The organism is Acidimicrobiales bacterium (genome assembly GCA_040219515.1).
GTDB lineage: Bacteria > Actinomycetota > Acidimicrobiia > Acidimicrobiales > Aldehydirespiratoraceae > JAJRXC01.
Genome location: JAVJSI010000010.1, coordinates 21,883 through 47,656, shown reverse-complemented (window position 1 = coordinate 47,656; position 25,774 = coordinate 21,883). Strand labels below are relative to the sequence as shown.

Here is a 25,774-nt window from a genome sequence, read left to right as displayed (position 1 = left end):
TCAACTCTCGTTCACCAGCGGGACGACCTGCTCGGCGAAGGCGTCGATCTGGTCGAGGTACTCGGGCAGGTCGCGGGCCCGGAACTTCAGATGGATGGTGTTGGCCCCCACTTCACGGGCCGCCCGGATGTCCTCGGCCAGCGGCTCGACGCCGCCGGTCAACGCCATCACACCCTCGGGCACGTCGCCCAACAGGTACGCCCACGGGGGCATGTAGCCGATGTCGAACCCGGCGTCGGGTCGACCAGCGGCGGCCGCCGACGACCGGATGGTGTCGACGATCTCGCCGTACTGCTCCTTCTGGTTCCCCATCGGGATGTAGCCGTCACCGACTCGCCCGGTGCGACGCCAGGCCGCCTTTCCGCTCCCACCGATCCAGATGGGCAGGTCGCCGGCGGGCTGGGGCGCCACGCCCACGTCGGCGTACGAGTAGAAGTCGCCCTCGTGGGAGACGTAGGTGTCGGCGAAGGCCCCGCGCACGGCATCGAGCGTCTCGTCCAGTCGCTTGCCCCGGGTGCTGAAGTCGACGCCGAGCGCCTCGAATTCCGCCTCCACATGGCCGGCGCCGGCGCCGAGGATGGCCCGCCCTCCGGACAGATGGTCGAGGGTGCCGAACGCCTTCGCGGTCTGCAGCGGATGGCGATAGGCGGCAATCCACACGACCGACAGGAGCCGTACGTCCTTCGTGTGCGCGGCCAGGAACCCGAGGGTCGCAACGGTGTCGTACCAGGTGGTGGTCATCCGCGACGCGTACTCGTTGTCGGGAATCGCGACATGGTCACAGACGCCGACGAAGTCGTAGTGCTGCTCGTCGCAGCGCTTGGCGATCGCCACGAGATCGTCGACCGAGGCGGCGTCCTCCCAGGGGTCGACCAGGGTGCGGGTCAGGGTCTGGATCGGCAGCTGGATTCCGTGGGTCCAACCGTCGCCGGCGTTGATCGCGCTCACTTGTCGTCCCTCTTGCTCTCGCGCTGGTGTTCGGTGATGGCTTCCTCGGTGATGACGGTGAACTCGGCGGCCCGCGGGTAGCCGACGTACGGGGTGGCCTGGATGAGCACCTCGCGGAGCTCGTGCTCGTCGAAGTCACCGCGCCGCAACCCCGCCAGACACTGGATCTTCCAGGTTTGTGTCCCACCGATGGCGGCGATGACACCCATGATGATGAGCCGCCGATCGCGCACGTCGAGCGCGTCGCGGGTCCACACCGCACCGAAGAGGTCCTCGGTCATGATGTCGGCGAAGTCCATGAAGCCCTGCGGCACGACCGGCACGACGCCCTGGTAGACGTCCTCCATCTTCGCGGCCCCGCGGGCCCACTTCTCCGGATCGACCTGATGGGGCATCTCAGCTCTCCTCCTCGTTGGCGGGCATTCCGTAGACGAGTCGCATCGAATCGCGCACCGTCTCGACGACCGGCATCGGCCGACCCGACTCCCGACCGAGACTCGCAGCGAGTTCGAGGTCCTTCTCGGCGAGATAGATGTTGCTGTCGAGGAACGAACCGAAGTCGCCGACCTTCGTGTCGGCCGCCATCGTGACGAGCGGGAAGAACCGCTCGGACAACGTCCCCAGTTGGCCGACGTGACGCCAGGCCGCGAGCAGTTGCTCCGGGTCGCTGCCCTCGCTCACCACGACCTGGTGGGCCGCACTCACGGCGGCTTGCTGGAAGTAGGTCATCACGTTGAAGGCGACCTTCATGGCCATGCCCGCGCCCACCGGCCCGGCCTCGAACACCGCACCGCCACAGCAATCGAGCACGCTGCGGGCGACATCGGTGAGACCGCCTTCGGGCACGCCGACCATGATCGACAGATCGCCGACCTCCGCCGCCGCCGCCCCGCCGGCCACACCGGCGTCGAATACGGCGACACCCCTTTCAGCTGCGAGCACGGCGAGATCGCGCACGGTGTGGGGATGCACGGTCGAGTGCACCGCGATGGTCGCACCTGCGGCACACGACTCGAGGATGCCCTTCTCGCCGGTGACCACCTCCATCACGGCGGCATCGTCGGGCACGCAGATGCTGATGTGGGCGCACTCCCCGGCGAGCGCCGCGCCCGACGCGGCGGCCACCGCGCCCTTGGCGACCGCGGCAGCGACGGCGTCGGTGCTCAGGTCGAACACCCTGAGGTCGAATCCGCTCTCGGCCAGGCGCCCGGCCATGGCTCCGCCCATCGCACCCAATCCGATGTATCCGACCGTCGCGCCCACGCCTGCTCCTTCGAGAGTGTCCGCCGTCAACGTAGTTCCCGCGGCCCGCCCGCCGGGAATCAGTCGCCCATGGCCCGCTCCCCCACTTCCACACCGCCAAGTTGGGACGGGGGTCTGACCCCAGCGTCCCAACTGCGGTTTCGTTTCGGGAGGTGGTTCGCGGCAGACTGTGCACATGAGCTCCCCCGAGACCTCTCACCACACATCCTCGAGCCACGACTCCTCTCACCACATCGTGATCAGTGCGGACACCCACTGCGGTGCCGACCTGCTGGGGTATCGGCCCTACCTGGATGCGAAGTACCTCGACGAGTTCGACCGTTGGGCCGCCTTCATGCAGGAGGACCACGAGCGCCGCAAGGAACTGTTCAAGGACATGGAGCGCACCCCCATGGAGGTGGGTGTCGACGGTGATCCCGACGAGTTCGGATATCGCAACTTCGACTCGGCCAAGCGGCTGCGCGAGCAGGAGGAAGACGGCGTGATCGCCGCGGTCCTCTTCCCCAACACGCAGCCCCCGTTCTCGCCGCCCGCCGCCACGTCGTTCGAAGCGCCGCCCTACAGCGACAACTTCGAGAACCGCTGGGCCGGCCTTCGTGCCCACAATCGCTGGCTCGCGGACTTCGTGAGCGAAGCACCCGAACGTCGGGCCGGCATCATCCAGATCTTCCTCGGCGACGTCGAGGGTTCGGTCAAGGAGATCGAGTGGGCGGCCGAGCAGGGCCTGCGCGGGGGCATCCTCGTGCCGGGCGCCCCGCCCGACTCGCCCTTCGAGCCGCTGTACTCGGCCGCCTACGAGCCGATCTGGGCCGCCGCGGCCGCCGCCGGCATGCCGCTCAACCATCACGCCGGCGGCGCCACACCGAACTACGGCAACCACTTCCCCGCGTCGCTCGCCATGTTCATGCTCGAGGTGCAGTGGTGGACGCAGCGGGCCCTGTGGCACCTGATGTTCTCCGGCGTGTTCGAGCGCTACCCGGACATGCCCTACGTGATCACCGAGACCGGTACCGCCTGGGTGCCCGACACGCTGGCCAAGCTCGACAGCTTCCACCACCGGATGAAGCACTCGAAATACGGCTCCGAGTCGATCTTCGGTGGCCAGGCCGTCGCCCAGATGTCGCTCACCCCGTCGGAGTACTTCGAACGCCAGTGCTACATCGGTGCGTCGTTCCTTCGCCCAGCCGAAGCCGAGATCGCCCGCGAGGTCGGCATCGATCGCGTCATGTGGGGGTCGGACTATCCCCACATCGAGGGCTCGTACCCCCACACCCACGAGCACCTGCGGCTGACCTTCGCCCAGATGACGCGTGAAGAGACCACGACGATGCTCACCGACAACGCCGCCAAGATCTACAACTTCGATCTCGACGCGTTGCGGCCCCTCGCCGAGCAGTTCTGTCCGACGAAGGAGTTCGTCGAGACACCCATCGACTATGCCGAAATACCCGAGCGGGCCAAGGGCTGCCCGGGCATGAACCCCCTCAACCAGGTGCAGGAGGTCGCGTGAGCGACGACGGATCAACCCCAGACGGCAGCGCTCCCGACGAGATCGCCGACATCGACATCGAGGGCACCGTCGCCGTCGTCACCGGCGGCGCCGGCGGCATCGGCAAGGGCATCGTCGGTGCCCTGCTGCGAGCCGGGTCCTCGGTCGTGATCGCCGACATCGAAAACGACACCATCGACGCGACCGTCGAGGAGTTCTCGGCGATGGGTACCGCCGGCGCGACCGTCTCGGGCGTGCGCACCGACATCACCGATGAGGCCTCGGTCAAGGCGCTGGCCGACCAGGTCTACGAACGGCACGGCAAGGTCAATCTGCTCTACAACAACGCCGGGGTCACCTCCGGCGGCGGCGGCAAGCCCTGGCAACAGGAGCCCAACGACTGGCGTTGGTGCTTCGGGGTGAACGTCTTCGGCACCGCGATCTGCACATCGGAATTCGTGCCCCGCATGCTCGAAGGCGGCGAACCGGGTCAGGTGATCAACACCTCGTCCGGCGACGGAGGCTTCGCGCCGGTGCCCACCGCATCGGTCTACGCCGCCTCGAAAGCCGCAGTGAGCTGCTTCACCGAAGCACTCCACCACAATCTCGTGATGGAGGACACACAGCTCCGAGCATCGGTGTTCTACCCCTCCGGAGGATTGCAGCGCACCGGTCTGTTCACCGCCAGTCGCAACCGTCCCGACGAGCTCCAGCGCGTCGGTCAGGGCACCGGCCGAAAGAGCATGACCTTCGACGAGATGAAGTCGATGCTCGAGAAGTCCGGACGCGTGGTGCGGGAAGCCGACCTCGACGCGCAGGGCGATCACGTCGTCGCCGAGACGGCGGCCCGGCGCTACATCATCACGATGGATCTCGGCGACACCGTGGCCCTGCTGCATCGCCGCGCCGACGCCGTCGGCGCGCTCGACGTGCCACCCCACCACGGCATGCCCATCTGAGGACCCGGCTCGCTCAGAGCGTCTTCGGACGATTGACGAACCGCTTGGCCGTCGGGCTGTAGAACCAGCCACCACCGGCCTTCGTGCCGCCGTCGACCGGGATGTTGTGGCCGGTGACGAACGACGACATGTCGCTGGCCAGGAACAGCGCGACGCGCGCCGGGTCGTCGGGCCACCCGAGCCGGCCGACCGGCGCCCACGATTCCCACAGGTCGTCGGCATCCTCGTAGCCGGTGAGGTAGTCGACCTGTGGTGTCTGGGTGACGTCGGGTCCGATGCCGTTGGCCCGAATCCCCTTGCGGCCGTAGCCGGCCGCCAGGCAGGTCGTGAAGTGCGCCATGGCCGCCTTCATCGCGCCATAGACCGGGTCACCCGGATAGCCCCGCATTCCCTCGACCGAGTGAAGGTTGACGATCGACGCGCCACCGTTGGCGATCATCGACGGGAGAAAGGCCTGGGTGACCTGCACCGCGTGCAGGAAGTTGACCTCGTACATCTCGTTCCACGACTCGGGCGTCGAGTCATGGAAGCGCAGGATGGGGCGATAGTCGCCCACGTTGTTGACCAGCACGTCGGGGGCCGGGTGGTCGGCGAGCACGGCATCACGAAGGCGTTGCACGTCGTCCATGCGGCGGACGTCCACGACGTGGGCCCGCGCCGTGCCACCGGCCCCGGTGATGTCGGCCACCGCCTGTTCGGCCCGGGCCGGGTCGATCTCCGCGACCTCGACGATGGCACCGTGCTCGGCGAAGAGCCGGCTGATCGCACCACCGATGCCGTCGCCGCCACCGGTCACGACGGCGACCCGCCCGTCGAGGAGCCGGTTCCAGTCCTCGATGGGCGGGACCTGCGCGGGTGTCTGGCTGGTCATGGGGCTCCTTCCGAGGCGACCGCCTTGAGCAGTGCCCTCGTCCGTTGTTTCTCTTCGGGGTTGGTACCGACCTCGACCGCAGCGAAGTCGGTGGCGCCGGCGGCGGCGACGACCGCGAGTTGCTCACGGACCGACGACTCGTCGCCGACGAGGCAGACCTGGCCGGGGTCCTCCACTCCCTCTCGGTCGAGCATGGCGCGGTACGTGGGCAGCGACCCGTAGCCGGCCAGGTTCGTTGCGTGGCGTTCCCGCACGCCCTGCTCGTCGTCGGTGACGGTGACGATCAGGCTCGCCACGATGCGCGGCGCGGGTCGCTCCGCCTTCTCGGCCGCGGCCCGCAGGGTCGGCGCGATGTGGTCGCGGATCGTGCGAGGTCCGGTGAGCCAGGTGATCGTGCCGTCGGTCTGCCGCCCGGCGACGCCCAACATCTGTGGACCCAGCGCACCGAGCAGTACCGACGGTCGGTGCTCGGTGAACATCGCGTAGCGACCGTTGGCTGCGTGGATCTCGCCGTCGTAGTCGACCTGGCCGTCGTCGAGCATCGCCCCGAGGACGGACAGGTAGTCGATCGCATGGCGAATCGGCTTCGCCCACGTCATCCGCAGTCGTTTCTCGACCACCGCCTGATGGGAGAGGCCGACGCCCAGGGTCAGCCGGTCGCCGATGAGGGCGACAGTGGTGAGTGCCTTCGCGGCGAGCGTGTGCGGCGGGTAGAGCCAGGTCGGGATGACCGCCGTGCCCATCTCGATCCGCGGCGCGGCCTCGGCGACGGCGCCGAAGATCGTGAGGGCATCGAGATAGCCGGCCTGGGGAAGCCACCAGTGCGCGAACCCGTCGGCGTCGCACTGCCGGGCCGACTCGAGCACCGGCTCGAGCGAGTCGATCATGGTGGTGTTGGAGTAATTGATACCGATCCGCATGGGCGGCCTACCGTACGGCCCATGCCGACCCCGCACGAGAACGACGTGGCCGAGATGATCGCCTACACGGCGATCCGGCGACTCCAGAACCGCTACGCCGACATCGTCACACGACGCGACTGGCCCGAACTCCACGAGATCATGCGACCGGACTGCGTCGTCACGGTCGATGTCATCGACCGAGCCATCGACTTCGACGGACCGCAGGCCATCGGTGACTTCATCGGCGACCAACTCCGGCAGTTCGACTTCTTCGAGTTCGTCATCCTCAACACGGTGATGGAGATCGACGCAGCCGCCGGCGAGGCGGGAGCGCGCATGTACATGCAGGAGGCCCGCCAGTTCATCGCCGGCGGCACCCGGGCCGACGTCTACGGCGTGTACCACGATCGGTTCGATCGAGACGACGACGGCCGCTGGTGGTTCGCCCGGCGCCGCTACCAGTCCTACGCCCGCACCAACGTCGGTGACGAGACCGACGACCTCACCGTGTTCCCGCTGCCCGAGATCGGGCTCCGCGACATCGGCTGATCCGGACGGGCGGGACGACTACCAGTCGGTGGCGAGACCGGCGAGAAGCCTGGGCATCCACAGGTCGTAGATGCCGGCGTCGCCGTAGCTCTCGTTGTTGAGCACCACGATGCTCATCAGCTGCTGCACCGCCAGCGCCCGATAGGTCGAGTCGATCACGGTGCGGAGTTGTCGTCCATCGGTCGTCACACCCTGACCGGCGAGCGCGGCTTCGTAGTCGGCGACGAGGCCGTTGCGATCGTCGGCCTGCTCGACGGTGAGACAGCTCGACAGCAGATAGCCGACGTCGAATCCCGGGTGGGCATTGCCCGTGAGCGCCCAGTCGAGCAACACCGGCTGACCGTCGTCGCGGAACAAGATGTTGTCGGAGCGAGGGTCGCCGTGGATGAGCGTGAGTGGCTCGTTGATGATCGCGACATCCTCGGCGAAACGGTCGAGTGACTCGCGTATCAACCCGACCTGTTCGTCGGTGAGCCAGTCGCGCCACCGAGTCTGTGCCATCGGCAGACAGCGCTTGTGACCGACCGTGCGGTAGAGGCCGGGCGTGGTCGTGAGGATCGGTCGAAAGGCCGGGTCGCCGGCGAGGGACGGGTCGTCCCAGAACTCGGCGTGCACCGCGGCCAGTGTCTCGAGGGCCCGGCGCACACCATCGACGCTCGGCGGCTCCGTCATGTCGTGGACCGTGGTCGCCGCGCCGAGATCCTCGATCAGCAGCGCGTAGCGACGGGTGGTGGCCCGCATGAATTTCGTGACGTCGTAGGTGACCGCGAGCTGCACTCGATCGGGCAACGCGTCGATGAGCTTCGACATGCGGGGACCGGTGCTGCGGGCCCCCTTCTCGTCGAAATCGGCGCCGAGAAAACCCGGCACCGGACAGGGCATCCGGTGCGCGAAGTGTCGGTAGAACCGGATCTCACGGGCATAGGCGTCGAACTGCTCGAGCATCCCCCGGGTCTGACGGTCACTCGTCGGGAACTTCGCGATCACCGACGCCGGCCCTTCGCCGTCCCCGTCGTAGTTCAGCGTCACCCTCACCGTGTCGCCGGTGAATCCGGTGCCGCCGCCGCCCAGATCGGAGACCACGACCGCCGTCACTTCTCCGGCGGGGAGAACGCCGGCGGATCGCATCGTCTCGGTGACCCACTCGGGCGTGATGTCGGCCGGCGAGGAAGGGATGAAGGTCGGCACGAGTGCGAAGGTTAATGGTTCGCCTACCGTGACCCTCATGAGCGCAGCGCCGCCACCCACCATCCAGACCGTGACCGGGCCGATCGCCCCGCACGAACTCGGCCGTACCCTGATGCACGAACACCTCGCCATCGGCTACCCGGGATGGGAGTCGGCCACCGACGAGCCGTTCGACCGAGCCGAGGCGACACGGGTCTGCGTGGACCATGTCGAGCGACTCAAGGCGCTCGGCTACTCCTCGATGATCGACCCGTGCCCCAACGACCTCGGCCGCGACATCGAGTTGATGGTCGCCGTCGCCGAGGCCACCGGATTCAACATCATCTGCGCGACCGGGCTCTACAAGGAGCACGAGGGCGGCCACGCGCACTGGGGTTTCCGAGCCCGCTTCGAGGACATCAGCGCGGTGATGACCGACCTCTTCATCGCCGAGTTGACCGAGGGCATCGGGACGACAGGCGTTCGCCCCGGCATCATCAAGGTCGGCACGGGCCTCGGCTCGATCACGACGCACGAGTCCGCCGTGTTCGCCGCCGCCGCACGGGCATCGGTGGCAACCGGGGTTCCGGTCACCACCCACACCGAGGACGGCACCCTCGGCGACCTCCAACAGACGGTGCTGGTCGAGGCCGGCGTACCGGCCCGTCGCATCGTCATCGGTCACTCCTGCGGGTCGACCGACACCGACTACCACCTGCGCATCGCGGGCGGCGGTAGCTATCTCGGGTTCGACCGATTCGGCATCCCCACCGTCGCCGACGACGACCGCGCCGCGGCCCTCGCCCGTCTCGTCGCGGCCGGCGCCGGCGACCGGATCGTGGTGTCACACGATTCGGTCTGGTGCTGGAAGGGCAACCCGTGGCCGGTCGCCCTGCGCTCCCGCATCGCCGAGCAGTTCGTGCCCACCCGATTCGACGAGGAGATCGTCCCGAAGCTGACCGACCTCGGCGTGGGCGACGACGACATCCACCGACTCACCCACGACAACCCGCGACACTTCTTCGAAGGCGTGGGTCTCAGCAGAGACGGCGCGTCGCTTCAGTCCTCCCCGCCGGACGGCGCGTGACCTCGCCACGCGACCGTCCGGTCGCCGCCGACACCGTCGGACTGCTCGAAGGGCTCACGACCACCCGGTCGATCCGGCGCTACACCGACGATCCGGTCCCCGACTCGGTGCTGCGGGACATGCTCTTCGCGGCCACCCGGGCGCCCAGCGGATCCAATCGGCAACCGTTCCGGTTCATCGTGTTGCGAGACGGTCCGGTCGCGGCCGAAGCGAAGGCCCTCATCGGTCAGGGCGCCCGCACCGTGTGGGCGGCCAAACGAGCCCGCGAAGGGTACGACCGCGGATCGGGCAACGACCCGGACTCCCCCAAGGCTCGTATGGCCCGCTCGATGGAGCGCTACGTCGACGAGATCGACCGGGTCCCCGTGCTCGTGCTGCCCTGCCTGGTCCGGGTCCGTCCACCGAACCCGACCGAGGGCGCATCGATCTACCCCGCGTGCCAGAACCTGCTCCTCGCGGCACGAGGACTCGGCTACGGCGGGGTGCTCACGATGTGGCACGCCCACGTGCACGACGAACTCGCCGCGCTGCTCGAGCTTCCGGACGACGCGACGATCGCCGCCACGATCACCCTGGGCAGGCCCGAGGGGTCACACGGACCCGTTCGTCGGGTGCCGCTGTCCGAGCTCGTCTACGAAGGGGTGTGGGGCTCCCCGGCCGATTGGGCCGTCGACCCCGCCGGCACCCGGCACACCCGAGCGGGTCCGCCGAGCGCCCCCGATGCTCAGAACTCGTAGCGCTCGATCTGATAGTCGAGACCGAGCCGGAGCATGACCGAGTCGTCGGCCGACCAGCCGAGGAAGAGGGCGGGGTTCCATGCGGCAGCCGTGGTGCCGACCACAGTGCCGTCGGCGGCGTCGATGTAGATGCTGTCGTCGTTGCCGTTGCCCGAGACGAAGTACGTGCCGGCCGTGCTCTCCCACAACGTGTCGCGGATGTCGGGTGCGGGCAGGGACCCTGGCTGCAGAAGTGACTCGCGCGGCTCGAAGTAGTCGACCCAGGTCGTCGCGCCGACCGCTCGCACCTGGTCGCCGAAGGCCAGGGCGGTCGATTCGCCGGCGGCCATTTCGGCACCATCGAGGGCGAGAAGTTCGAGTGGACCGTCGGGATCGGGGTAGTGCGCCACCAGAACCTCGCCGGTCCCGGGTCGAGCCCAGATCGACTCGACGTCGGTCACGGTGCCGGGGGCGGTGCGCACCATCTCACCGGTGTCGGGATCGGTCCGGCACACAGCGCTCTCGTTCTCGACGATCGAGTAGGCGTAGCCGGCGATCAGATCGACTTCGGTCGACCGACAGTCGTACTCGAAGGGCTGGGCCGGGAACTCGTCGAGCGTTTCGCCGTCGAAGCTGTGCCAGAGCAGGTCGACCTCGTCGACGGCCACCACACGATTGTCGGCCATCCAGTAGAGCGGGCGAATGCCGATCGCATCGAACGTTGTCTCCGCGCCGGCCTCACCCGTCAGGGCGTCGTAGAGCCGAATCGTCACGGGCTCGCCGAGGGCTTCCTGCAACGACACGGCGATCGTCGCGCCGTCGGGGGAGACGGCCAACGAGTTGATCAGTTCGCCGTCGTCGATGGGGAAAGTGGCGACCGGAGCGAGTACATCCGCGGCCTCGGTCGGGTCGGCGTCGCTCCCGCCGTCGGTGGTATCCGGCGGCGCATCGAGTGTCGTGTCGGTCTCGCCCCCATCGGTGGACGTATCGATCGGCGGCGCGCCCGACGGCTCGTCGGACGAATCGCCACACGAGGCTGCGGCAACGCAGAGCGCCGCCGCGACGGCGATCACCAGGAGCGGGCTTCGGTTCGTTCGTTTCACTGGCCACCTCGATCATCGGCAAGACCCGGCGACGCAGCGCCGGGACACTCGCGGCCCGCCATCATGTTCGACAGCTCGAAGGGGTTTCGCCATACGTCATTCGACGTAGATAGCGTCGGCGGACCGTGGCCCTCGATCCTGACGACACTCTTGCCGTGCTGGACGCGGCCAACCTCCTGGTGGCGACACCGGTGCCCGACTTCGCCGACGTGCTCGCCCTGCTGCGCCGACTCGTCCACTGCACCAGTGCCTCGTTCAACGACCTCGCCTGGGCCACGGGCGACTTCCGGTACGTCATGGTGCCGGTGCCCGACGAGGCGTTGATGGCTCGGCTCAAGCCCGCCTTCGACCGCAACATGCACGAGCATCCACTCATCGACGACCTGGGTGGCCCCATCGGCCACGGGGCCCAGCGGTTCTGTGACGCCGACGACGACATCATCGGGACCACGTTGTACCGGGAGTTCTACCGGCCGATGGGGGTCCGCTACCAGATGGTCATGTCGCTGCCCTCGCCGTCGGACGTCACCGTGGGCTACGCCCTCAACCGGTCCCCGGACGAGGGCGAGTTCAGCGACCGCGACGTCGAGGTACTCAACTCGCTGGAGGGCCACCTCGCCATGCACCACCGCATGGTCCTGCACGACGACCGGTCTCGGGCGATGGCGGCCGAGGCCGACCGCGATCGCTGGGCGGTGGTCACCGTGCGTTCCGACGGCGTGATCGAGGCGACTTCGTCGGCCGAACTCTCGTCACCGTTGCGAGCGGGCGAACGGATGCCCGAGGAAGTCGTCGCACTGCTGCTGGGGACCGACGGGATCGACGAGGACGATGCGGCGGCGACGAGTCACGACGTCGTGATCGGCGGCGACATCTGGCGTTGTGTCGTGCACCCGGTCGTGTGCGGTCCCACGGTGGTCGCCGTGCGACGAATCGAACCGACGGAGCTGGACACCGCGCCGCTGCGCGACCTGGGGCTCACGCAACGCCAGGCCGAGATCGCGATCGCGCTGGCGGAGAGCGGCGGCACGAACGCACAACTCGGCCGGAGCCTCGATGTCGCCGAGGGAACCGTGAAGAAGCACCTCGAGAGCGTCTTTCGCTCACTCGGTGTCGACAGTCGCACCGCGGCGGTGGTCGCCCTCCGTCGACTGCTCGGCTGAGCGGACCTCAGAAGGTCTCGCCGACGAGCCTCTCGGACATCGTCCACAGCCGCTCGGCCGCGTCGGGGGCGACCGCGTAGGCCGCAGGGTCACCGAAATCGGCGTCGTCGAGGTAGCGGCCACCGACTCCCTCGAGGGACGGCGACACCGCAGCGAAGACCGAGGTGGCCGCGCCCTGCTCGATCGACTTGAACCGGGGAAGTCCGCCGCCACTGCCCTCCCCGGCCCGATTCGAGGCGCGGGCGCCGAGTTCCTCCATGTCCCGCTGGTCCATGTGGCGGGCCAGGTCGGTCATGATCATGCCGGGGTGCACTGCGTTGGACCGGACGCCGTCGGTGGCGACGCGGGCCTCGAGCCCGACGGTGAACAAGATGTTGGCCGTCTTCGACTGCCCGTAGGCCTCGAACTTGTCGTAGGGGCGGGCGTCGAAGTTCGGGTCGTCCCACACGATGTCGCTCATACCGTGGCCCGCGCTGGAGAGGTTCACGATCCTGCTCGGCGCCGCCGCTCGCAGCGAGGGCAGCAGGTGATTGGTGAAGACGAAGTGCCCGAGATGGTTCGTGCCGAACTGGGTCTCGAACCCGTCGGCGGTTCGCCCCTCGGGCGTGAACATCACACCGGCGTTGTTGATCAGGATGGAGATCGACGGGTGTCGCTCTGCGATCGCGTCAGCGGCGACGCGAACGGTCGCGAGATCGCCGAGGTCGAAGGCCTCGAACTCGAGCGATGCGTCGGGATGGGCCTCGACGATCGCCTCCATCGCCGCCTCGCACTTCGCCGCCGTCCTTCCACAGACGACGACATGGGCCCCGGCCGAGGCCAGGGTACGCGCCGTCTCGCGACCGAGGCCCGTGGTTGCGCCGGTGACCACCGCCACGGGGCCGTGCAGGTCGACTCCGGCGATCACGTCGTGCGTCGTCGTTTCGAATGCCATTCGTGAGGTTTCCGTTCATCGGGCAACGATGCGTTGTTTAGCACCGCACGGCTAGGAACGAAACGAGGGCGACGAGTAGTGTGCGCCTCTGCATCTCCGCCCATGGGGACGCATCGAGGGACAGGGCCCGGGGGATTCGAGGGTGAGCGATTCGCAAACAGACGCGGGGTCGGCGAGGTCGCTGACGGCATCGGTGCTCGACGAGGAGGCATCCCGGCAGGCCGCGCAGGCCGCCCGCTCGAAGGAGGTGCTCTTCGCCGACGACCTCCTCCCCGGCGTCGGGTCCGAGGAGATGACCCTCAAGGAAGGCTTCGCCAAGGGCGGCTCCTACACCTTCCTCGTGCTGCTCGCCCTCAACTCCCTCGACGAGCTCGAGAGCGCGGCGGTCAACATCCTCGGCCCGGACATCGGCGAGACCTTCGGGGTCTCCGATGGCGCCATCACGCAGATCTCGGTGGCCTCGATCGTGTTCTTCGTCCTCGGCGCCGGCCCCATGGGCTACCTCGCCGACCGCTACAAGCGCGGACCGATCGTCGCGATCGCGAGCATGGGCTTCGCGATCTTCGCCTTCCTCGGCGGCCTCGCCGTCAACGCCTTCATGTTCTTCTGGACCCGCTTCTTCACGGGCATGTCCAAGGCGAACACCATCACCGTCCACTCGACATTGCTCGCCGATGCGTACCCGATCGCGATCCGCGGTCGGATGTATTCGCTCAACGCCGCGGTCGGGCGCGTCTTCAACGCGGCCAGCCCTGTACTCGTCGGCGCGATCGCGGTGTGGGCGGGCGGCGTCGAGGGCTGGCGATGGGCCTACCTGCTCCTGGGCATCCCCGTCGCCGTACTGGCGATCCTCGCCTTCGCCATCCCCGAACCGGAGCGAGGTCAGTGGGAGAAGAAGGACGTGCTCGGGCACAGCTTCGGCAGCGACGTCGACGAGATCCCGATCTCCGTCGGCGCCGCGTTCAACCGCATCTGGCGCATCGACACCGTCCGCTCCATGACGATCGGCCTGGCGGCGATCGGCTTCGCCCTCTTCCCGGCCGGCTCGATCCAGTCCTTCTACCTCGAGGAGGAGTTCGGGCTCGATGCGCTCGAACGCGGCTACGCGGTGGCGCCCACCGGCGCGCTGATCATCCTGTTCCTCCCCTTCATCGGCAGCCGCTTCGACCGAACGTTCCGCAAGGCGCCCGATCGCGCCCTTCGCATCGTCGGCTCGCTCCTCATCCCGGTCGGCATCCTCATCCCCATCCAGTACGCGATGCCCAACGTGTGGCTGTTCGCCATCCTTGCCACGCTGTCGGGCACATTCCTGGGCGCCGCGTTCGCGATGATCCAGCCGTCCGTGCAGGGCGTCGTCCCCTACCGACTCCGGGGCATGGGCACCGCGATCATCACCTTCTTCATGGTGGCGATCGGCGGCCTCGGCGGCGGCCTGCTCAGCGGATTCCTGCAGGACGAGTGGGGCGAAAGGTTCGCCATCACCTCACTGGCCATCGTCGCGATGCCGATCGGCGGTTACAACATCATCAAGGGAAGCCGGGCGATCCGCCGAGACCTCTCGCTCGTCGTCGAGGAGCTCCAGGAGGAGCAGGCCTACTTCGATCTCGTGTCCAACGACGTCGACATCCCCGTGATGCAGGTCAACCACATCGACTTCAGCTATGGCCAGGTCCAGGTCCTCTTCGACGTGTCGTTCGACGTCGCCAAGGGCGAGACGCTCGCCCTGCTGGGGACCAACGGTGCGGGCAAGTCGACGATCCTCAAGGTGATCGCCGGTCTGGAGACCCCCGAGCGCGGCGTGGTGCGCTACCACGGCAAGACCTGCACGTTCGCCAGCCCCGAAGAACGGGCCAAGCGCGGCATCCAGATGCTGCCCGGCGGCAAGGGCGTGTGGCCCAGCCTGACCATCGGCGACAACCTCGAGGTCGGCGCCTACCAGTACCGCGACGACCCCGCCGACGTCCGCCGCCGTATCGCTCGGGTGCTCGAGATGTTCCCGGCGCTCGCGGATCGGCTCGACGAACGAGCCGGTGATCTGTCCGGCGGCCAGCAGCAGATGCTGGCGCTCGCCCGCGTCATGCTGCACGAGCCGGACCTGCTGATCATTGACGAGCTGAGTCTCGGACTGGCGCCCACGGTGGTGCAGGACCTGCTCACTCACATCGACAGCCTGCGCGCGGCCGGACAGACGATGATCATCGTCGAGCAGTCGCTCAACGTCGCCCTGGCCGTGTCCGACCGGGCGATCTTCCTCGAGAAGGGCCAGGTCCGCTTCGAGGGCTCCGCCCAGGAGTTGGCCGAGCGTGACGATCTCGCTCGCGCCGTCTTCCTCGGCAAAGAAGGCGGCTGATGGACGCCACCCTCGGCACCACGATGTTGCTCGGCGCGTGGGTCACGCGCCAGATCCTCTTCTGGACGATCGTCCAGGGCCTGGTCTTCGGGCTCCTGGCCATGGGCATCGTGCTCATCTACCGCTCCACCCGGGTCATCAACTTCGCGGTGGGCAACATGGGCCTGCCCGGCGCCGCACTGTTCGCCCTGCTGATGATCAACTGGGGTTGGCCGTTCTGGCCGGCACTGGCCCTTTCCCTGATCGTCGGCGCCCTGCTCGGCTTCGTCACCGAGGTCACGGTCGTCAAACGGCTCTTCCATCGACCGCGCATCGTGTTGCTCATCGCCACCGTGGCCATAGCCGACTTCTGGCGCGCGATCGTGTTGTTGGCGTTCCCCGAGATCGAGGGCTCCCAGACCCGCTATCCCGCGGCCATCGGAAAGAGCTGGGACGGCGTCGGGGGCGAATTCTCCGCACTCGAGTTCCTCGGCGTGGCCGAGGACGACGGCATCCTGATCAAGGGCCCCGAGGTCCAGATCCTTCTCGTCGTCCCGATCGTCGCCATCCTGCTGGGGCTCATGATGAGCCGCACCACCTTCGGCAAGTCGATCACCGCCTCGGCCGACAACCCGGAGCTGAGCCGTCTCTCGGGCATCAATCCCCACGTGGTCTCCACCGTCGTGTGGACGCTCGGCGGCTTCATCGCCACCCTGTCGATGATCCTGCTCAGCAGCGGCAAGGCGGCGACGGGCATCGAGAACCTGGGCCCGTTCACCCTCACCAATGCGCTCGCCGCGGCGGTCATCGCCGGTATGCGCTCGTTTCCCCGCGCGATGGCCGGCGGCATAGCGATCGCCCTGGCCGACAACATCTTCGGTTTCAACTTCACGCGAGACCCCGGCCTGTCCACGCTGCTGGTGTTCATCGCCGTCATCGTGGCGCTCTACTGGCAGAGTCGAGGCAACAACGACGAATCGCCGCTGAGCTTCGCGCCGAAGATCACACCGCTGCCCGTGCATCTCCAGCGGGTGTGGTGGATCCGCCACATGCCGAGGATCGCCATCGGCTTCCTCTTGGTCGTCGTGGTCCTGGCCACCCTGCACCACGAGACGTTGTTCGAGTGGGCCGACCGGTTCATCTGGTTCTGGGACATGCCACCGGACCGGATCAAACCGTCGCAGTTCTTCCTCTACAGCACCATCGCCGCCTTCGCGATCGTCACCGCCTCGCTCACGGTCATCACCGGCTGGTCGGGCCAGGTCTCGCTCGCCCAGATGGCCTACGCCGGCATCGGTGCGCTGAGTGCTGCGGCGTTCAACCGTGGCGTCGAGCTCGACATCGGCTACGGCAGCAACCGACTCCTCGACGTCGAGTGGAGCGGCATCCCGACGATCCCGTCGATCATCCTGGCCGTGTTCTTCACCGCCGGCGTCGCGGCCATCACCGGCATCGGCGCGCTCCGGGTGCGCGGCATCATGCTCGCGATCTCCACGTTCGCCTTCGCCATCGCGGCCGAGAAGTACATCTACCAACGTCCGTTCTTCAGCAACAACGAGAGTTCGGTCACCTTCGAACGCGGCTGGCTCTTCGGGTGGGACCTGCAGGACCAGCGCACCTTCTTCTACTTCTCGGTGGGTTGTCTCGCCCTCACGATCCTGGTCGTCGGGCGACTCCGGCGGTCGGGTGTCGGCCGGTCGATCATCGCCGTGCGTGACAACGCCGACACCGCGTCCGCCTACACCGTGTCGCCCGTACGGATGAAGCTCACGGCCTTCGCGGTGGCCGGTGGCATCGCCGGTCTCGGCGGGGCGATCTTCGGCAACGCCACCCGGCAGATCCGTTTCAGCGAGGCGCACTTCCAGATCGCCGACTCGCTACAGGTGGTCAACATGGTCGTCATCGGTGGCCTCGGGTCGGTCATCGGCCCGGTCATCGGCGCATTCTGGGTGAAGGGACTGCCCACGCTCTTCCCCGACAACACCCTGATCAGCCTGCTCACCAGCAGCATCGGCTTCCTCTTGATGCTGATGTACTTCCCGGGCGGCTTCGTCCAACTCTTCTACCGCGTCCGTGACGGCATCGTCGCCCGGGTCGAGCCCCGCTACGAGCACTTGAGGGTCGGCCGCTCAGCGACCGCTCCCGACGCACTCCGACGGGGCGGCGAGGCCACCACTCCGGCCCCCGACCGGACCTCGCCGATGGTCGAGTTCGTCCTCAGCGGCATCACGATCGTCCTGAAGGTCGCGAGCATCGGTGTCACCGCCTACACCGCCTACGACCACCTCCTCGGCGACGGCGACAACGGCTGGTTCGGCATCTACATGGCCCTCGCCGCCGTCTCGGGTGTCTGGGCCCTCGCGGTGCTCGTCGAGATCTCGCAGACCTCGGCTGCCCACCTCGGTTCGCGCGGCACCAAGGCCGGTTACTCGCTCTACCTGCTCCTCGAGCCGGTGATCCCGTTCCTGTGGCCCGCGCTCATCACCCGATGGTTCCACCGTGACGTCGCCGCTGCCGCGCCCCGTCCTGCTCGCGAGTATCCGAACCTCAACGTCTCGGCCGCCGGGCGGTCGGTCACCCTCGCCACCCATGACGTGAGCGTCCGCTTCGGCGGAAACGTCGCGGTGTCGGGCGTCAGCATCGAGGTCGGCAAGGACGAGATCGTCGGGCTGATCGGCACCAACGGTGCCGGCAAGTCCACCCTCATGAACGCGATCGGCGGCTACGTGCCCGCCGCGGGCGGGATCGAACTGCTGGGCCGAAACGTCGAGTCGCTCGGCTCGCCCGTGCGCGCCACGCTCGGCCTGGGCCGCACCTTCCAGGCCGCCACGCTCTTTCCCGAGCTCACGGTGCGCGAGTGCATCCAGGTCGCGCTCGAAGGCCGGCATCGCTCGTCGTTCGCTCGCAGCGCGCTCTTCCTCGACATGGCCACGGAACGCCGCAAGCGCAGCGAAGCCAACGAGCTCATCGACTTCCTGGGCCTCGGTCGTTATGCCGATTCGTTCATCTCCGATCTGTCGACCGGCACCCGACGCATCGTCGAGCTCAGCGGCCTCCTCGCCGTCGATGCCGACGTGCTGTGCCTCGACGAACCGACGGCCGGCGTCGCCCAGCGCGAAACCGAGGCATTCGGGCCGCTCATTCAGGAGATCCGTCGGGAAATGGGTGCCTCGATGCTCATCATCGAACACGACATGCCGTTGATCATGAGCATCAGCGATCGGGTGTACTGCCTCGAGGCCGGGTCGGTGATCGCGGAGGGCGATCCCGAGACCGTGCGCAACGACCCACTCGTCATCGCGAGCTACCTCGGCACCGACGACCGGGCGATCGACCGCAGCGACAACTGATCCGCTCCCGCCGGCCGCACCGGCGAGCTCGACATTCTTCTCGGTCGATCACCACTCTTCGCGTTCTACCTGCCAATATGTCGAACGACGAAGGGAGCCGATATGCGGCGGATGGCAGTGGCACTGATGGTTTTGGCGTTGGTGGGCGCCGCATGTGGCGGAGGTGACAGTAGCGACGCCATCGCCGGCGGCGACACGTCGAGTACGACCGTGGGCGACGACGGCACCACCACGGCAGCGGCCGACACCGATTTCCAGATCTCCGATGTCGAAGCCTCGGTCGTGCAGATCCAGGGACAGGGCACCTTCGTCGACTCGGGCGGCGCGGCGGCCTTCAACGTCGGCTTCACCGGCACCGGCTTCGTCATCAGCGAGGACGGTCTCGTGGTGACCAACAACCATGTCGTGCAGGGCGCCGCCACCCTCGCGGTGAGCTTCTCCGACGGCGATCCGATGAACGCCAGGATCCTCGGCGTGAGCGAGTGCAGCGACCTCGCGGTCATCGATCTCGATGGCGACGGCTACACACCCCTCGAGTTCCGCGACGACGAGGTCACGGTCGGTATCGAGGTCTTCTCGGCCGGCTTCCCGGCGTCCGACGAGATCGACTTCGACAACCTCGACTACACCCTCACCAACGGCATCGTCGGCTCGGTCAACGCCAGCGGCGAGACCTCGTGGGCCTCGGTCGACGGTGTGCTCCAGCACGACGCCCGCATCCTCGGTGGCAACTCCGGCGGCCCGCTCGTCGACGAGTTCGGCGATGTCGTCGGCGTCAACTACGCCGGCAACGACCAGTTCGACACCAACTTCGCCATCGCCGCGCAGGACGCCCGCCCGGTCCTCGACCAGCTCATCGCCGGCCAGGACGTCGACTCACTGGGCATCAACGGCACGGCACAGCTCTTCGACAACGGCCTCTCCGGCATCTTCATCGCCAGCGTCGAGAGCGGCTCGCCCGCCGACGACGCCGGCATCGAGCCCGGCGACGTGCTGATCACCCTCGAGAACCTCGTGCTCGCCACCGACGGCACGATGAGCGACTACTGCGACGTGCTGCGCACCCAGGGTGCCGATGCAACCATGGACATCGAGGTCTATCGTCCCTCGCTCGACCTGGTCCTCACCGGTCAGGTCAACGGCGAGGCGATCGAGGTGCCGCTCATCACCCAGACCGTCATCGAGGAAGGCGGCGAGTCCATGGGTGACACCAGCGGCGACGTCGGCAGCGGCGAGGCGCCCTACACCTACGTCACGGCCACCGACGATTCGGGCCTGATCTCGGTGTCGATCCCCGCCTCGTGGAGCGACGTCGACGGTTCTGCCAACCCCGACTTCGGACCGAGCATCTGGGCGTCGCCCGATCTCCAGGGTTATCTCGACAGCTGGGAAGTCCCCGGCATCATCGTCGAGTCGGCCCCCGACCGTCCGGCCTCGGACATCGACCTCCTCCTCCAGGAGCGCAACTTCTCCGAGGTGTGTGAGGATCTCGGGGCCGAGCCCTACGACGACGGTCTCTACGTGGGCACCCTGCAGATCTACGGCAGCTGTGGCGGCACCGAGACCTACTACATCATCCTCGCGGCAGCCCCGGTCGATGCGGACTATCTCGTGCGCGTCGAGGTCCAGGCCCCGTCGCAGCGAGACCTCGAAGCCGCCGATCAGGCCCTCAACACCTTCATCGCCAACATCTAGGTTCGCTCCGCCATGAACCGCCCCTCCATCGCCCAATCCGGCATCGCCGACTACGCCGCAGGGCACAGTCAGCAGCCGGACTCGGTCCTGACCGCACTGATCGCGGCCACGACCGAGCGGGCTGGAGGCGCGGCGATGATGCAGATCGGGCCCGATCAGGGCGCGTTCATGCACATCCTCGTGTCCACGCTGCAACCGTCGTTCGCGGTGGAAGTCGGCACCTTCACGGGGTACTCGGCCATCTGCATCGCTCGGGGCCTGGCCCCGGGCGGTCGTCTGCTCTGCTGTGACGTGAGCGAGGAATGGACCTCGATCGGGCGCGAACACTGGGAGATGGCCGGCATCGCCGACCGCATCGACCTCGAGATCGCGCCCGCCATCGAGACACTCGAGGCGCTCCCGGCCGAGCCGGCGATCGACTTCGCCTTCATCGATGCCGACAAGCCCGGCTATCGCAGCTACTACGAGGCGATCCTCGAGCGGTTGGCGCCCAACGGCGTGATCCTCATCGACAACACCCTCTGGTCCGGTGCCGTGCTCCCCGACTCCGGCTCCGGCTCCGACGACGAGAACACGACGGCCCTGCGGGAGCTCAACGACTTCCTGGCCACCGACGACCGCGTCGACGTCGCACAGCTCACCATCGGTGACGGCGTCACGATGATCCGCCGCCGCTCCCCATAACCCCGTTGCAACGGGGGTCAGACCCCCGTTGCAGTTGGGGTCAGACCCCCGTTGCGCTCGTGGGATGCCTAGACCGACGCTTCGTCGTCGTGCGCCTCGGCCGGCGGATGGGTGACGACCGAAGCGGGGTCGGGCGCCGGCGGTACCGGATGGTCGCCCTGGTGGCGGAGCCAGACCGTGCGCTGTGAGAACGGGATCTCGATGCCCGCCGCGTCGAGGGCGTTCTTGAGCCGCATGCGGAGCTCGCGTTCCACCCTCCACTGCTCCGACGGTTCGGTCTTGACGACCAGTCGGATGGCGACGGAGTCCGAGCCCAGACTCTGGACGCCCCACACCTCGGGGCGCTCCATGACCTCGTCGCCGCCCCACCGCCCGTCGTCCCACAACTCGTCGGCCACGCGCTGGATCACGCCCTGGGCGAACTCGATGTCGGTGTCGTAGGCCACCTCGACGTCGATGAGCGCTCGCGACCAGAGCTGACTGAAGTTGCCGACCCGGGTGATCTCGCCGTTGGGCACGTGCCACACCGTTCCCTGAATGTCTCGGATGGCCGTCGAGCGGAGTGAGACCTTCTCGACGGTGCCGGTGGCCGGCCCGATGTCGATGATGTCGCCGACCCCGTACTGGTCCTCGATCAGCATGAACAGTCCGGACAGGAAATCGCGCACCACGGACTGCGCACCGAACCCCAGGGCGATGCCGCCGATGCCGGCGCCGGCGATCAGCGGGGCCAGGTCGATGTCGAGTTGGCCGAGCACCAACAGCGAGGCGATCGACCACACGCCGGCGGCGGCGAGGCTCCGCAGGACGAGCCCGATCGTCTCGGCTCGGGCCGACGCCCGCTTCTGTTCGGTCTCCTCGATGAGCAGCCGGCCGGGGCCCCGCTCGCGTAGGGCCTGGAAGCGCTGATCGGTCGGCGACGCGGCCACCCGCCTCACGAACCGGCCGATGACACGCTGCAGCACCCGGGAGGCCACCCAGGCGAGGATCACGATCAAGACGATCCGGATGGGGCGGTCGAGGAGCCACTCCGCCGCCCGGGCGAGGGTCTCGCTGTCCGTCCACTCGAAGACCTTCTCGCAGAGGAACGAGGCATCTTCATCGCCACAGGCATCGGCAACGGCGGGTTCGGCGGCCTGGAAGGAGGTCATGCCCGCGAAACTACGGCGGGACCCTGCACGGCCGGTGGACCGGACCAGATATCTCGCAGATCTAAGATTCTTGATACTCTGTGCCCGCATGCACCAGTTTCGTATGGGCGAAGCCGCCCGACTTCTCGGCGTGAGCGTGGACACCGTCCGCCGTTGGGCCGACCAGGGCCGGTTCGAGACCTCCCGCACCGAGGGCGGCCATCGCGAGGTACTCGGTACCGAACTGGCCCGAGTCGCCCTCGAACTGGGCGAGCAACCCGATGAGGGCGCAGCGTCGGTCTCGGCCCGCAACCGATTCCCCGGGCTCGTGACCCGGGTCGTACGCGACAAGGTGATGGCGCAGGTCGAGATCCAGGCCGGTCCCCACCGGATCGTCTCGCTGATCTCGTCCGAGGCAGTCGACGCGCTCGGGCTCGACGTGGGGTCGCCCGCCGTCGCGTCCATCAAGTCGACGAACGTGGTCATCGAGACACCATGATCTTCACGACACCGCTGCGGCGCGGGCTGGCCGGCCTCCTGGCCACCCTCACGCTCCTGACGCCAGGCTGCGGCGACGACACCGGCACGGTGGCGATGGTGCCCTCGTCGTTGACCGGCGTGACCGAACCGGTCGACGACGCGCTCGGCACCGAGACCGCCTGGGTGATCGCCGGCAGCAGCCGTCTCGTGCGCCAACTCGCCGACGGGGCCCGAGCCGACGTGCTGATCACCGCCGACGCCGAGACGATGCGGGACGCCGTCGCCCGAGGACTCGTCGAGGGCGAGCCCGTCGTCATCGCCGGCAATCGGCTCGTCGTCGCCCTCGCCCCCGGCAACCCGGGCCGACTCGACGACCTGGCCGACCTCGAGGACCCCACCCTCCTCCTCGGGGTGTGCGCCGCCGAAGTACCGTGCGGACGCCTGGCCGCCGAGGCCGAGACCGCGCTCTCGATCGACGTCGCCGTCGACACCGAGGAGCCCAACGTGCGAGCCCTCGCCCTGAAGATCGAAACCGGCGAGCTGGACGCCGGGCTGGTCTATGCCACCGACGCCGCCGACCTCGGACTCGAGACCCTTCGCGCCGCCGAGCTGGATCCGTTCGTCACCGAGTATCTCGCCGTTGCCGTGCACGGTTCCGCCCACGAGATCGTCGACTTCCTCCGGTCGCCGGCCGGCCGTCGACTCCTGTCCGACGACGGGTTCATCGTCTCGTGACCGCACCGCCGAGGCGCACACCCCTCCCGATCGCCATCCCTGCGGTCGTCGGTGTGGCCCTGCTCGCGCTGCCGGTGGTGGGACTGCTCCAACGCGCCCCGTGGTCGACGATGGCGACCCGGCTCACCTCGCCGGAGATCCTCGACGCCGTCCGGATCTCGTTGATCGTCTCGCTGAGCGCCGCGCTGGTCTGCATCGTCCTCGGCCTTCCGTTGGCGTGGGTCCTCGCCCGCCACGACCATCCCCTCATCAGCGCGCTCCGGGTCCTCGTCCTCCTCCCGATGGTGCTGCCGCCGGTGGTCGGCGGCACCGCGTTGTTGTTCGCCCTCGGCCGTCGCGGACTCTTCGGCGAATGGCTCGACCGCGGGCTCGGCGTCACGCTCCCCTTCACCACCGCCGGCGCCGTGGTGGCGGCGTCGTTCGTGGCCCTCCCCTTCTTCGTCACCACGGTCGAGTCGGCATTGCGAGACGGCGGCGTCGACCTCGAAGAGGCAGCCGCCGCCACTGGCGCATCGCCGTGGCGGACCTTCGTCCACGTGACCCTGCCGGTGTTGCGACCGGCGGTGGCCGCCGGCGTGGCGCTGTCCTGGGCTCGGGCGCTCGGTGAGTTCGGGGCCACGATCACCTTCGCCGGCAGCCTCGGCGGCCGAACCCGGACGCTGCCGGTCGAGACCTTTCTCGCCCTCGAACAGGACCCGGAGACCGCAATCGCCGTGAGCGTGCTGCTGCTGGCGGTGAGCCTCAGCGTGCTCGCGGTGCTGCGGGGCCGGTGGCTCACGCGATGATCTCGGTCCACGGCCGCTCGACCCGCGGCGAACTCGCACTCGACATCGACCTCGAGATCGGCGCCGGCGTGACATTCGTGGTCGGTCCGAACGGCGTCGGGAAGTCGACGCTGCTCCGGCTCATCGCCGGTCTCGAGGCGCTGGACGACGGGACCGTCGAGCTCGACGGTCGGATCGTCGACGCCCCCGCCGACGGCCGGTTCGTTCCCGCCCACCAGCGCCCGATCGCCATGGCGTTCCAGGATCACCGTCTGTTCCCCCACCTGTCGGTACTCGACAACGTCGCGTTCCCGGCTCGGCGGCGGGGCGAGCGGGCCCGTCCGGCCCGCGCCGCCGCTCGTTCCCACCTCGACGCAGTGGGACTCGCCGACCTCTCCCGACGCCGGCCGGCCGAACTCTCCGTCGGACAACGCCAGCGAGCGGCGCTCGCGAGAGCCCTGGCCACCCCCGCCGAGGTGCTGCTGCTCGACGAACCACTCGCCGCGATCGACGAAGCCGGCCGCGCGTTCATCCGCGATCGGCTTCACGGCGCGACGCACCAGACGGTCGTGTGGGTTTCTCACGACCAGGCCGACATCGACCCGGGGGCGGCGCGCATCTCCTTCGACGGCACTGTGGTGCGCAAGACTCTCCGGTCATGACCTCCGACACGACCGGCGCACTCGACCCCCTGGCCGGGTTTCGGCTCGACGGGCGCGTCGCCGTCGTGACCGGCGCCAGCTCGGGGCTCGGCGAGCGCTTCGCCCGGGTGCTCTCGGCCGCCGGGGCACGGGTCGTGGTCGCCGCCCGCCGCGCCGACCGGCTCGATGCCCTCGTCGCCGCACTCCCCGATGCCCACGCGGTGCCCATCGACCTCACCGCGCCCGGAGCCGGCGACGACCTCGTCGACGCCGCGCTCGCGCACTACGACCGGATCGACATCGTGGTGAACAACGCCGGGGTGAGCTCCGCCGTACCGGCCCTGGACTTCGACGTCGAGAGGTTCCGCCGCGAGATCGAGATCGATCTCGTGGCGCCCTACGGCGTGGCTCGTGCTGCCGCGAAGTGGGCCATCGACGCCGCGCACCCGCTCAGCATCATCAACATCGGCTCGGTGCTCGGCGAGGTCGCCGGCGGGCGGCTGCGGGTCCCGGGCTACGCGGCGGCCAAGGGCGGGATCCACAACCTCACGAGAGAGCTGGCCTCGGAGTGGGCCCGCAAGGGCGTGCGGGTCAACGCCATCGCGCCGGGATGGTTCGAGACGGAGATGAACGGCGAGATGTTCCGCGACGACCGTTCCTCGGCCTACATGGTCGACGGCGCACCGATGGGCCGCGCCGGTGTCGAGGGAGAACTCGATGGCGTGCTGCTGCTGCTGGCATCCGACAGTTCCTCGTTCATGACCGGCACCGTCATCCCCGTCGACGGAGGATGGACGGCGGTGTGACCACGGCCT

At 68.3% G+C, this 25,774-nt stretch carries 24 protein-coding genes; 15 read left to right on the top strand and 9 right to left on the bottom strand.

The features are described from left to right. From RIB98_08675 to RIB98_08665, 3 genes are read right to left on the bottom strand one after another with little or no spacing between them, the layout of a single operon-like run. Complete coding sequence (locus RIB98_08675; protein ID MEQ8841042.1) at positions 1-948, bottom strand: TIGR03619 family F420-dependent LLM class oxidoreductase; 948 nt, start codon at positions 946-948, stop codon at positions 1-3. Next, a complete protein-coding gene (locus tag RIB98_08670) occupies positions 945-1,343 on the bottom strand; it encodes a carboxymuconolactone decarboxylase family protein (protein MEQ8841041.1) in 399 nt (132 codons plus the stop codon). The genes RIB98_08675 and RIB98_08670 overlap by 4 nt, the downstream gene beginning before the upstream one ends. Before the next feature lies 1 nt (position 1,344). Continuing rightward, positions 1,345-2,211, bottom strand: coding sequence for an NAD(P)-binding domain-containing protein (locus tag RIB98_08665; GenBank protein ID MEQ8841040.1), 867 nt, complete (start codon positions 2,209-2,211; stop codon positions 1,345-1,347). A 175-nt stretch (positions 2,212-2,386) separates the two neighbouring features. Between RIB98_08665 and RIB98_08660 the strand changes: the two genes are divergently transcribed. Both RIB98_08660 and RIB98_08655 read left to right on the top strand, forming a co-directional pair. Further along, positions 2,387-3,721, top strand: a complete 1,335-nt coding sequence (locus RIB98_08660; protein MEQ8841039.1) for an amidohydrolase family protein — start codon at positions 2,387-2,389, stop codon at positions 3,719-3,721. Further along, positions 3,718-4,659 carry an SDR family NAD(P)-dependent oxidoreductase gene (locus RIB98_08655; protein ID MEQ8841038.1) on the top strand — a complete coding sequence of 314 codons (942 nt, stop codon included), beginning with the start codon at positions 3,718-3,720 and terminating at the stop codon, positions 4,657-4,659. The genes RIB98_08660 and RIB98_08655 overlap by 4 nt, the downstream gene beginning before the upstream one ends. A gap of 13 nt (positions 4,660-4,672) precedes the next feature. Here RIB98_08655 and RIB98_08650 read toward each other — a convergent pair whose 3' ends face one another. Together RIB98_08650 and RIB98_08645 are read right to left on the bottom strand one after the other, a co-directional pair. Continuing rightward, on the bottom strand, positions 4,673-5,530 hold the full coding sequence (locus RIB98_08650) for an SDR family oxidoreductase (GenBank protein MEQ8841037.1): 858 nt from the start codon (positions 5,528-5,530) through the stop codon (positions 4,673-4,675). After that, positions 5,527-6,450 (bottom strand): TIGR03564 family F420-dependent LLM class oxidoreductase, encoded by a 924-nt coding sequence (locus tag RIB98_08645; GenBank protein MEQ8841036.1) that lies wholly within the window; start codon positions 6,448-6,450, stop codon positions 5,527-5,529. Before RIB98_08645 ends, RIB98_08650 begins: the two co-directional genes overlap by 4 nt. Before the next feature lie 21 nt (positions 6,451-6,471). On the opposite strand from RIB98_08645, the gene RIB98_08640 reads away from it, so the two are divergent. Next, complete coding sequence (locus RIB98_08640; GenBank protein MEQ8841035.1) at positions 6,472-6,981, top strand: nuclear transport factor 2 family protein; 510 nt, start codon at positions 6,472-6,474, stop codon at positions 6,979-6,981. A gap of 18 nt (positions 6,982-6,999) precedes the next feature. Here RIB98_08640 and RIB98_08635 read toward each other — a convergent pair whose 3' ends face one another. After that, positions 7,000-8,169 carry a phosphotransferase gene (locus RIB98_08635; GenBank protein ID MEQ8841034.1) on the bottom strand — a complete coding sequence of 390 codons (1,170 nt, stop codon included), beginning with the start codon at positions 8,167-8,169 and terminating at the stop codon, positions 7,000-7,002. A 37-nt stretch (positions 8,170-8,206) separates the two neighbouring features. Between RIB98_08635 and RIB98_08630 the strand changes: the two genes are divergently transcribed. Both RIB98_08630 and RIB98_08625 read left to right on the top strand, forming a co-directional pair. Next, positions 8,207-9,235 carry a hypothetical protein gene (locus RIB98_08630; GenBank protein ID MEQ8841033.1) on the top strand — a complete coding sequence of 343 codons (1,029 nt, stop codon included), beginning with the start codon at positions 8,207-8,209 and terminating at the stop codon, positions 9,233-9,235. Further along, a complete protein-coding gene (locus tag RIB98_08625) occupies positions 9,232-9,972 on the top strand; it encodes a nitroreductase family protein (GenBank protein ID MEQ8841032.1) in 741 nt (246 codons plus the stop codon). The genes RIB98_08630 and RIB98_08625 overlap by 4 nt, the downstream gene beginning before the upstream one ends. Here RIB98_08625 and RIB98_08620 read toward each other — a convergent pair. Further along, positions 9,960-11,054 (bottom strand): hypothetical protein, encoded by a 1,095-nt coding sequence (locus RIB98_08620; GenBank protein MEQ8841031.1) that lies wholly within the window; start codon positions 11,052-11,054, stop codon positions 9,960-9,962. The two genes, RIB98_08625 and RIB98_08620, sit on opposite strands and share 13 nt — an antisense overlap. 125 nt (positions 11,055-11,179) lie before the next feature. On the opposite strand from RIB98_08620, the gene RIB98_08615 reads away from it, so the two are divergent. Then, the gene (locus tag RIB98_08615) at positions 11,180-12,217 is read left to right on the top strand and encodes a helix-turn-helix transcriptional regulator (protein MEQ8841030.1); all 1,038 of its coding nucleotides are present in this window, start codon (positions 11,180-11,182) and stop codon (positions 12,215-12,217) included. Positions 12,218-12,224: 7 nt separating this feature from the next. Here the strand turns inward: RIB98_08615 and RIB98_08610 are convergent, their stop codons facing one another. Further along, complete coding sequence (locus RIB98_08610) at positions 12,225-13,151, bottom strand: SDR family NAD(P)-dependent oxidoreductase (protein MEQ8841029.1); 927 nt, start codon at positions 13,149-13,151, stop codon at positions 12,225-12,227. A gap of 142 nt (positions 13,152-13,293) precedes the next feature. Between RIB98_08610 and RIB98_08605 the strand changes: the two genes are divergently transcribed. The 4 genes from RIB98_08605 (at position 13,294) to RIB98_08590 (ending at position 21,209) form a co-directional block, all read left to right on the top strand. Further along, positions 13,294-15,501, top strand: a complete 2,208-nt coding sequence (locus tag RIB98_08605) for an MFS transporter (GenBank protein MEQ8841028.1) — start codon at positions 13,294-13,296, stop codon at positions 15,499-15,501. Then, positions 15,501-18,830: a branched-chain amino acid ABC transporter permease/ATP-binding protein gene (locus RIB98_08600; GenBank protein ID MEQ8841027.1), complete on the top strand. Its 3,330-nt coding sequence runs from the start codon at positions 15,501-15,503 to the stop codon at positions 18,828-18,830. Before RIB98_08605 ends, RIB98_08600 begins: the two co-directional genes overlap by 1 nt. A gap of 111 nt (positions 18,831-18,941) precedes the next feature. Further along, on the top strand, positions 18,942-20,525 hold the full coding sequence (locus tag RIB98_08595) for a PDZ domain-containing protein (GenBank protein MEQ8841026.1): 1,584 nt from the start codon (positions 18,942-18,944) through the stop codon (positions 20,523-20,525). Positions 20,526-20,537: 12 nt separating this feature from the next. Next, the gene (locus RIB98_08590; protein ID MEQ8841025.1) at positions 20,538-21,209 is read left to right on the top strand and encodes an O-methyltransferase; all 672 of its coding nucleotides are present in this window, start codon (positions 20,538-20,540) and stop codon (positions 21,207-21,209) included. Between the two features lie 68 nt (positions 21,210-21,277). On the opposite strand, the gene RIB98_08585 is transcribed toward RIB98_08590, so the two are convergent. Continuing rightward, a complete protein-coding gene (locus RIB98_08585; GenBank protein MEQ8841024.1) occupies positions 21,278-22,360 on the bottom strand; it encodes a mechanosensitive ion channel family protein in 1,083 nt (360 codons plus the stop codon). Between the two features lie 88 nt (positions 22,361-22,448). On the opposite strand from RIB98_08585, the gene RIB98_08580 reads away from it, so the two are divergent. Genes RIB98_08580 through RIB98_08560 form a run of 5 tightly spaced genes read left to right on the top strand, consistent with a single transcriptional unit; the run spans position 22,449 to position 25,765 of the window. Next, positions 22,449-22,838 carry a TOBE domain-containing protein gene (locus RIB98_08580; GenBank protein ID MEQ8841023.1) on the top strand — a complete coding sequence of 130 codons (390 nt, stop codon included), beginning with the start codon at positions 22,449-22,451 and terminating at the stop codon, positions 22,836-22,838. Then, a complete protein-coding gene (locus RIB98_08575) occupies positions 22,835-23,554 on the top strand; it encodes a substrate-binding domain-containing protein (GenBank protein ID MEQ8841022.1) in 720 nt (239 codons plus the stop codon). The genes RIB98_08580 and RIB98_08575 overlap by 4 nt, the downstream gene beginning before the upstream one ends. After that, on the top strand, positions 23,551-24,339 hold the full coding sequence (locus tag RIB98_08570; GenBank protein MEQ8841021.1) for an ABC transporter permease: 789 nt from the start codon (positions 23,551-23,553) through the stop codon (positions 24,337-24,339). The genes RIB98_08575 and RIB98_08570 overlap by 4 nt, the downstream gene beginning before the upstream one ends. Then, positions 24,336-24,980, top strand: coding sequence for an ATP-binding cassette domain-containing protein (locus RIB98_08565; protein ID MEQ8841020.1), 645 nt, complete (start codon positions 24,336-24,338; stop codon positions 24,978-24,980). The genes RIB98_08570 and RIB98_08565 overlap by 4 nt, the downstream gene beginning before the upstream one ends. After that, entirely contained in the window at positions 24,977-25,765 is a 789-nt protein-coding gene (locus RIB98_08560) for an SDR family oxidoreductase (protein MEQ8841019.1), read from the top strand. The genes RIB98_08565 and RIB98_08560 overlap by 4 nt, the downstream gene beginning before the upstream one ends. Positions 25,766-25,774 lie beyond the last annotated feature (9 nt).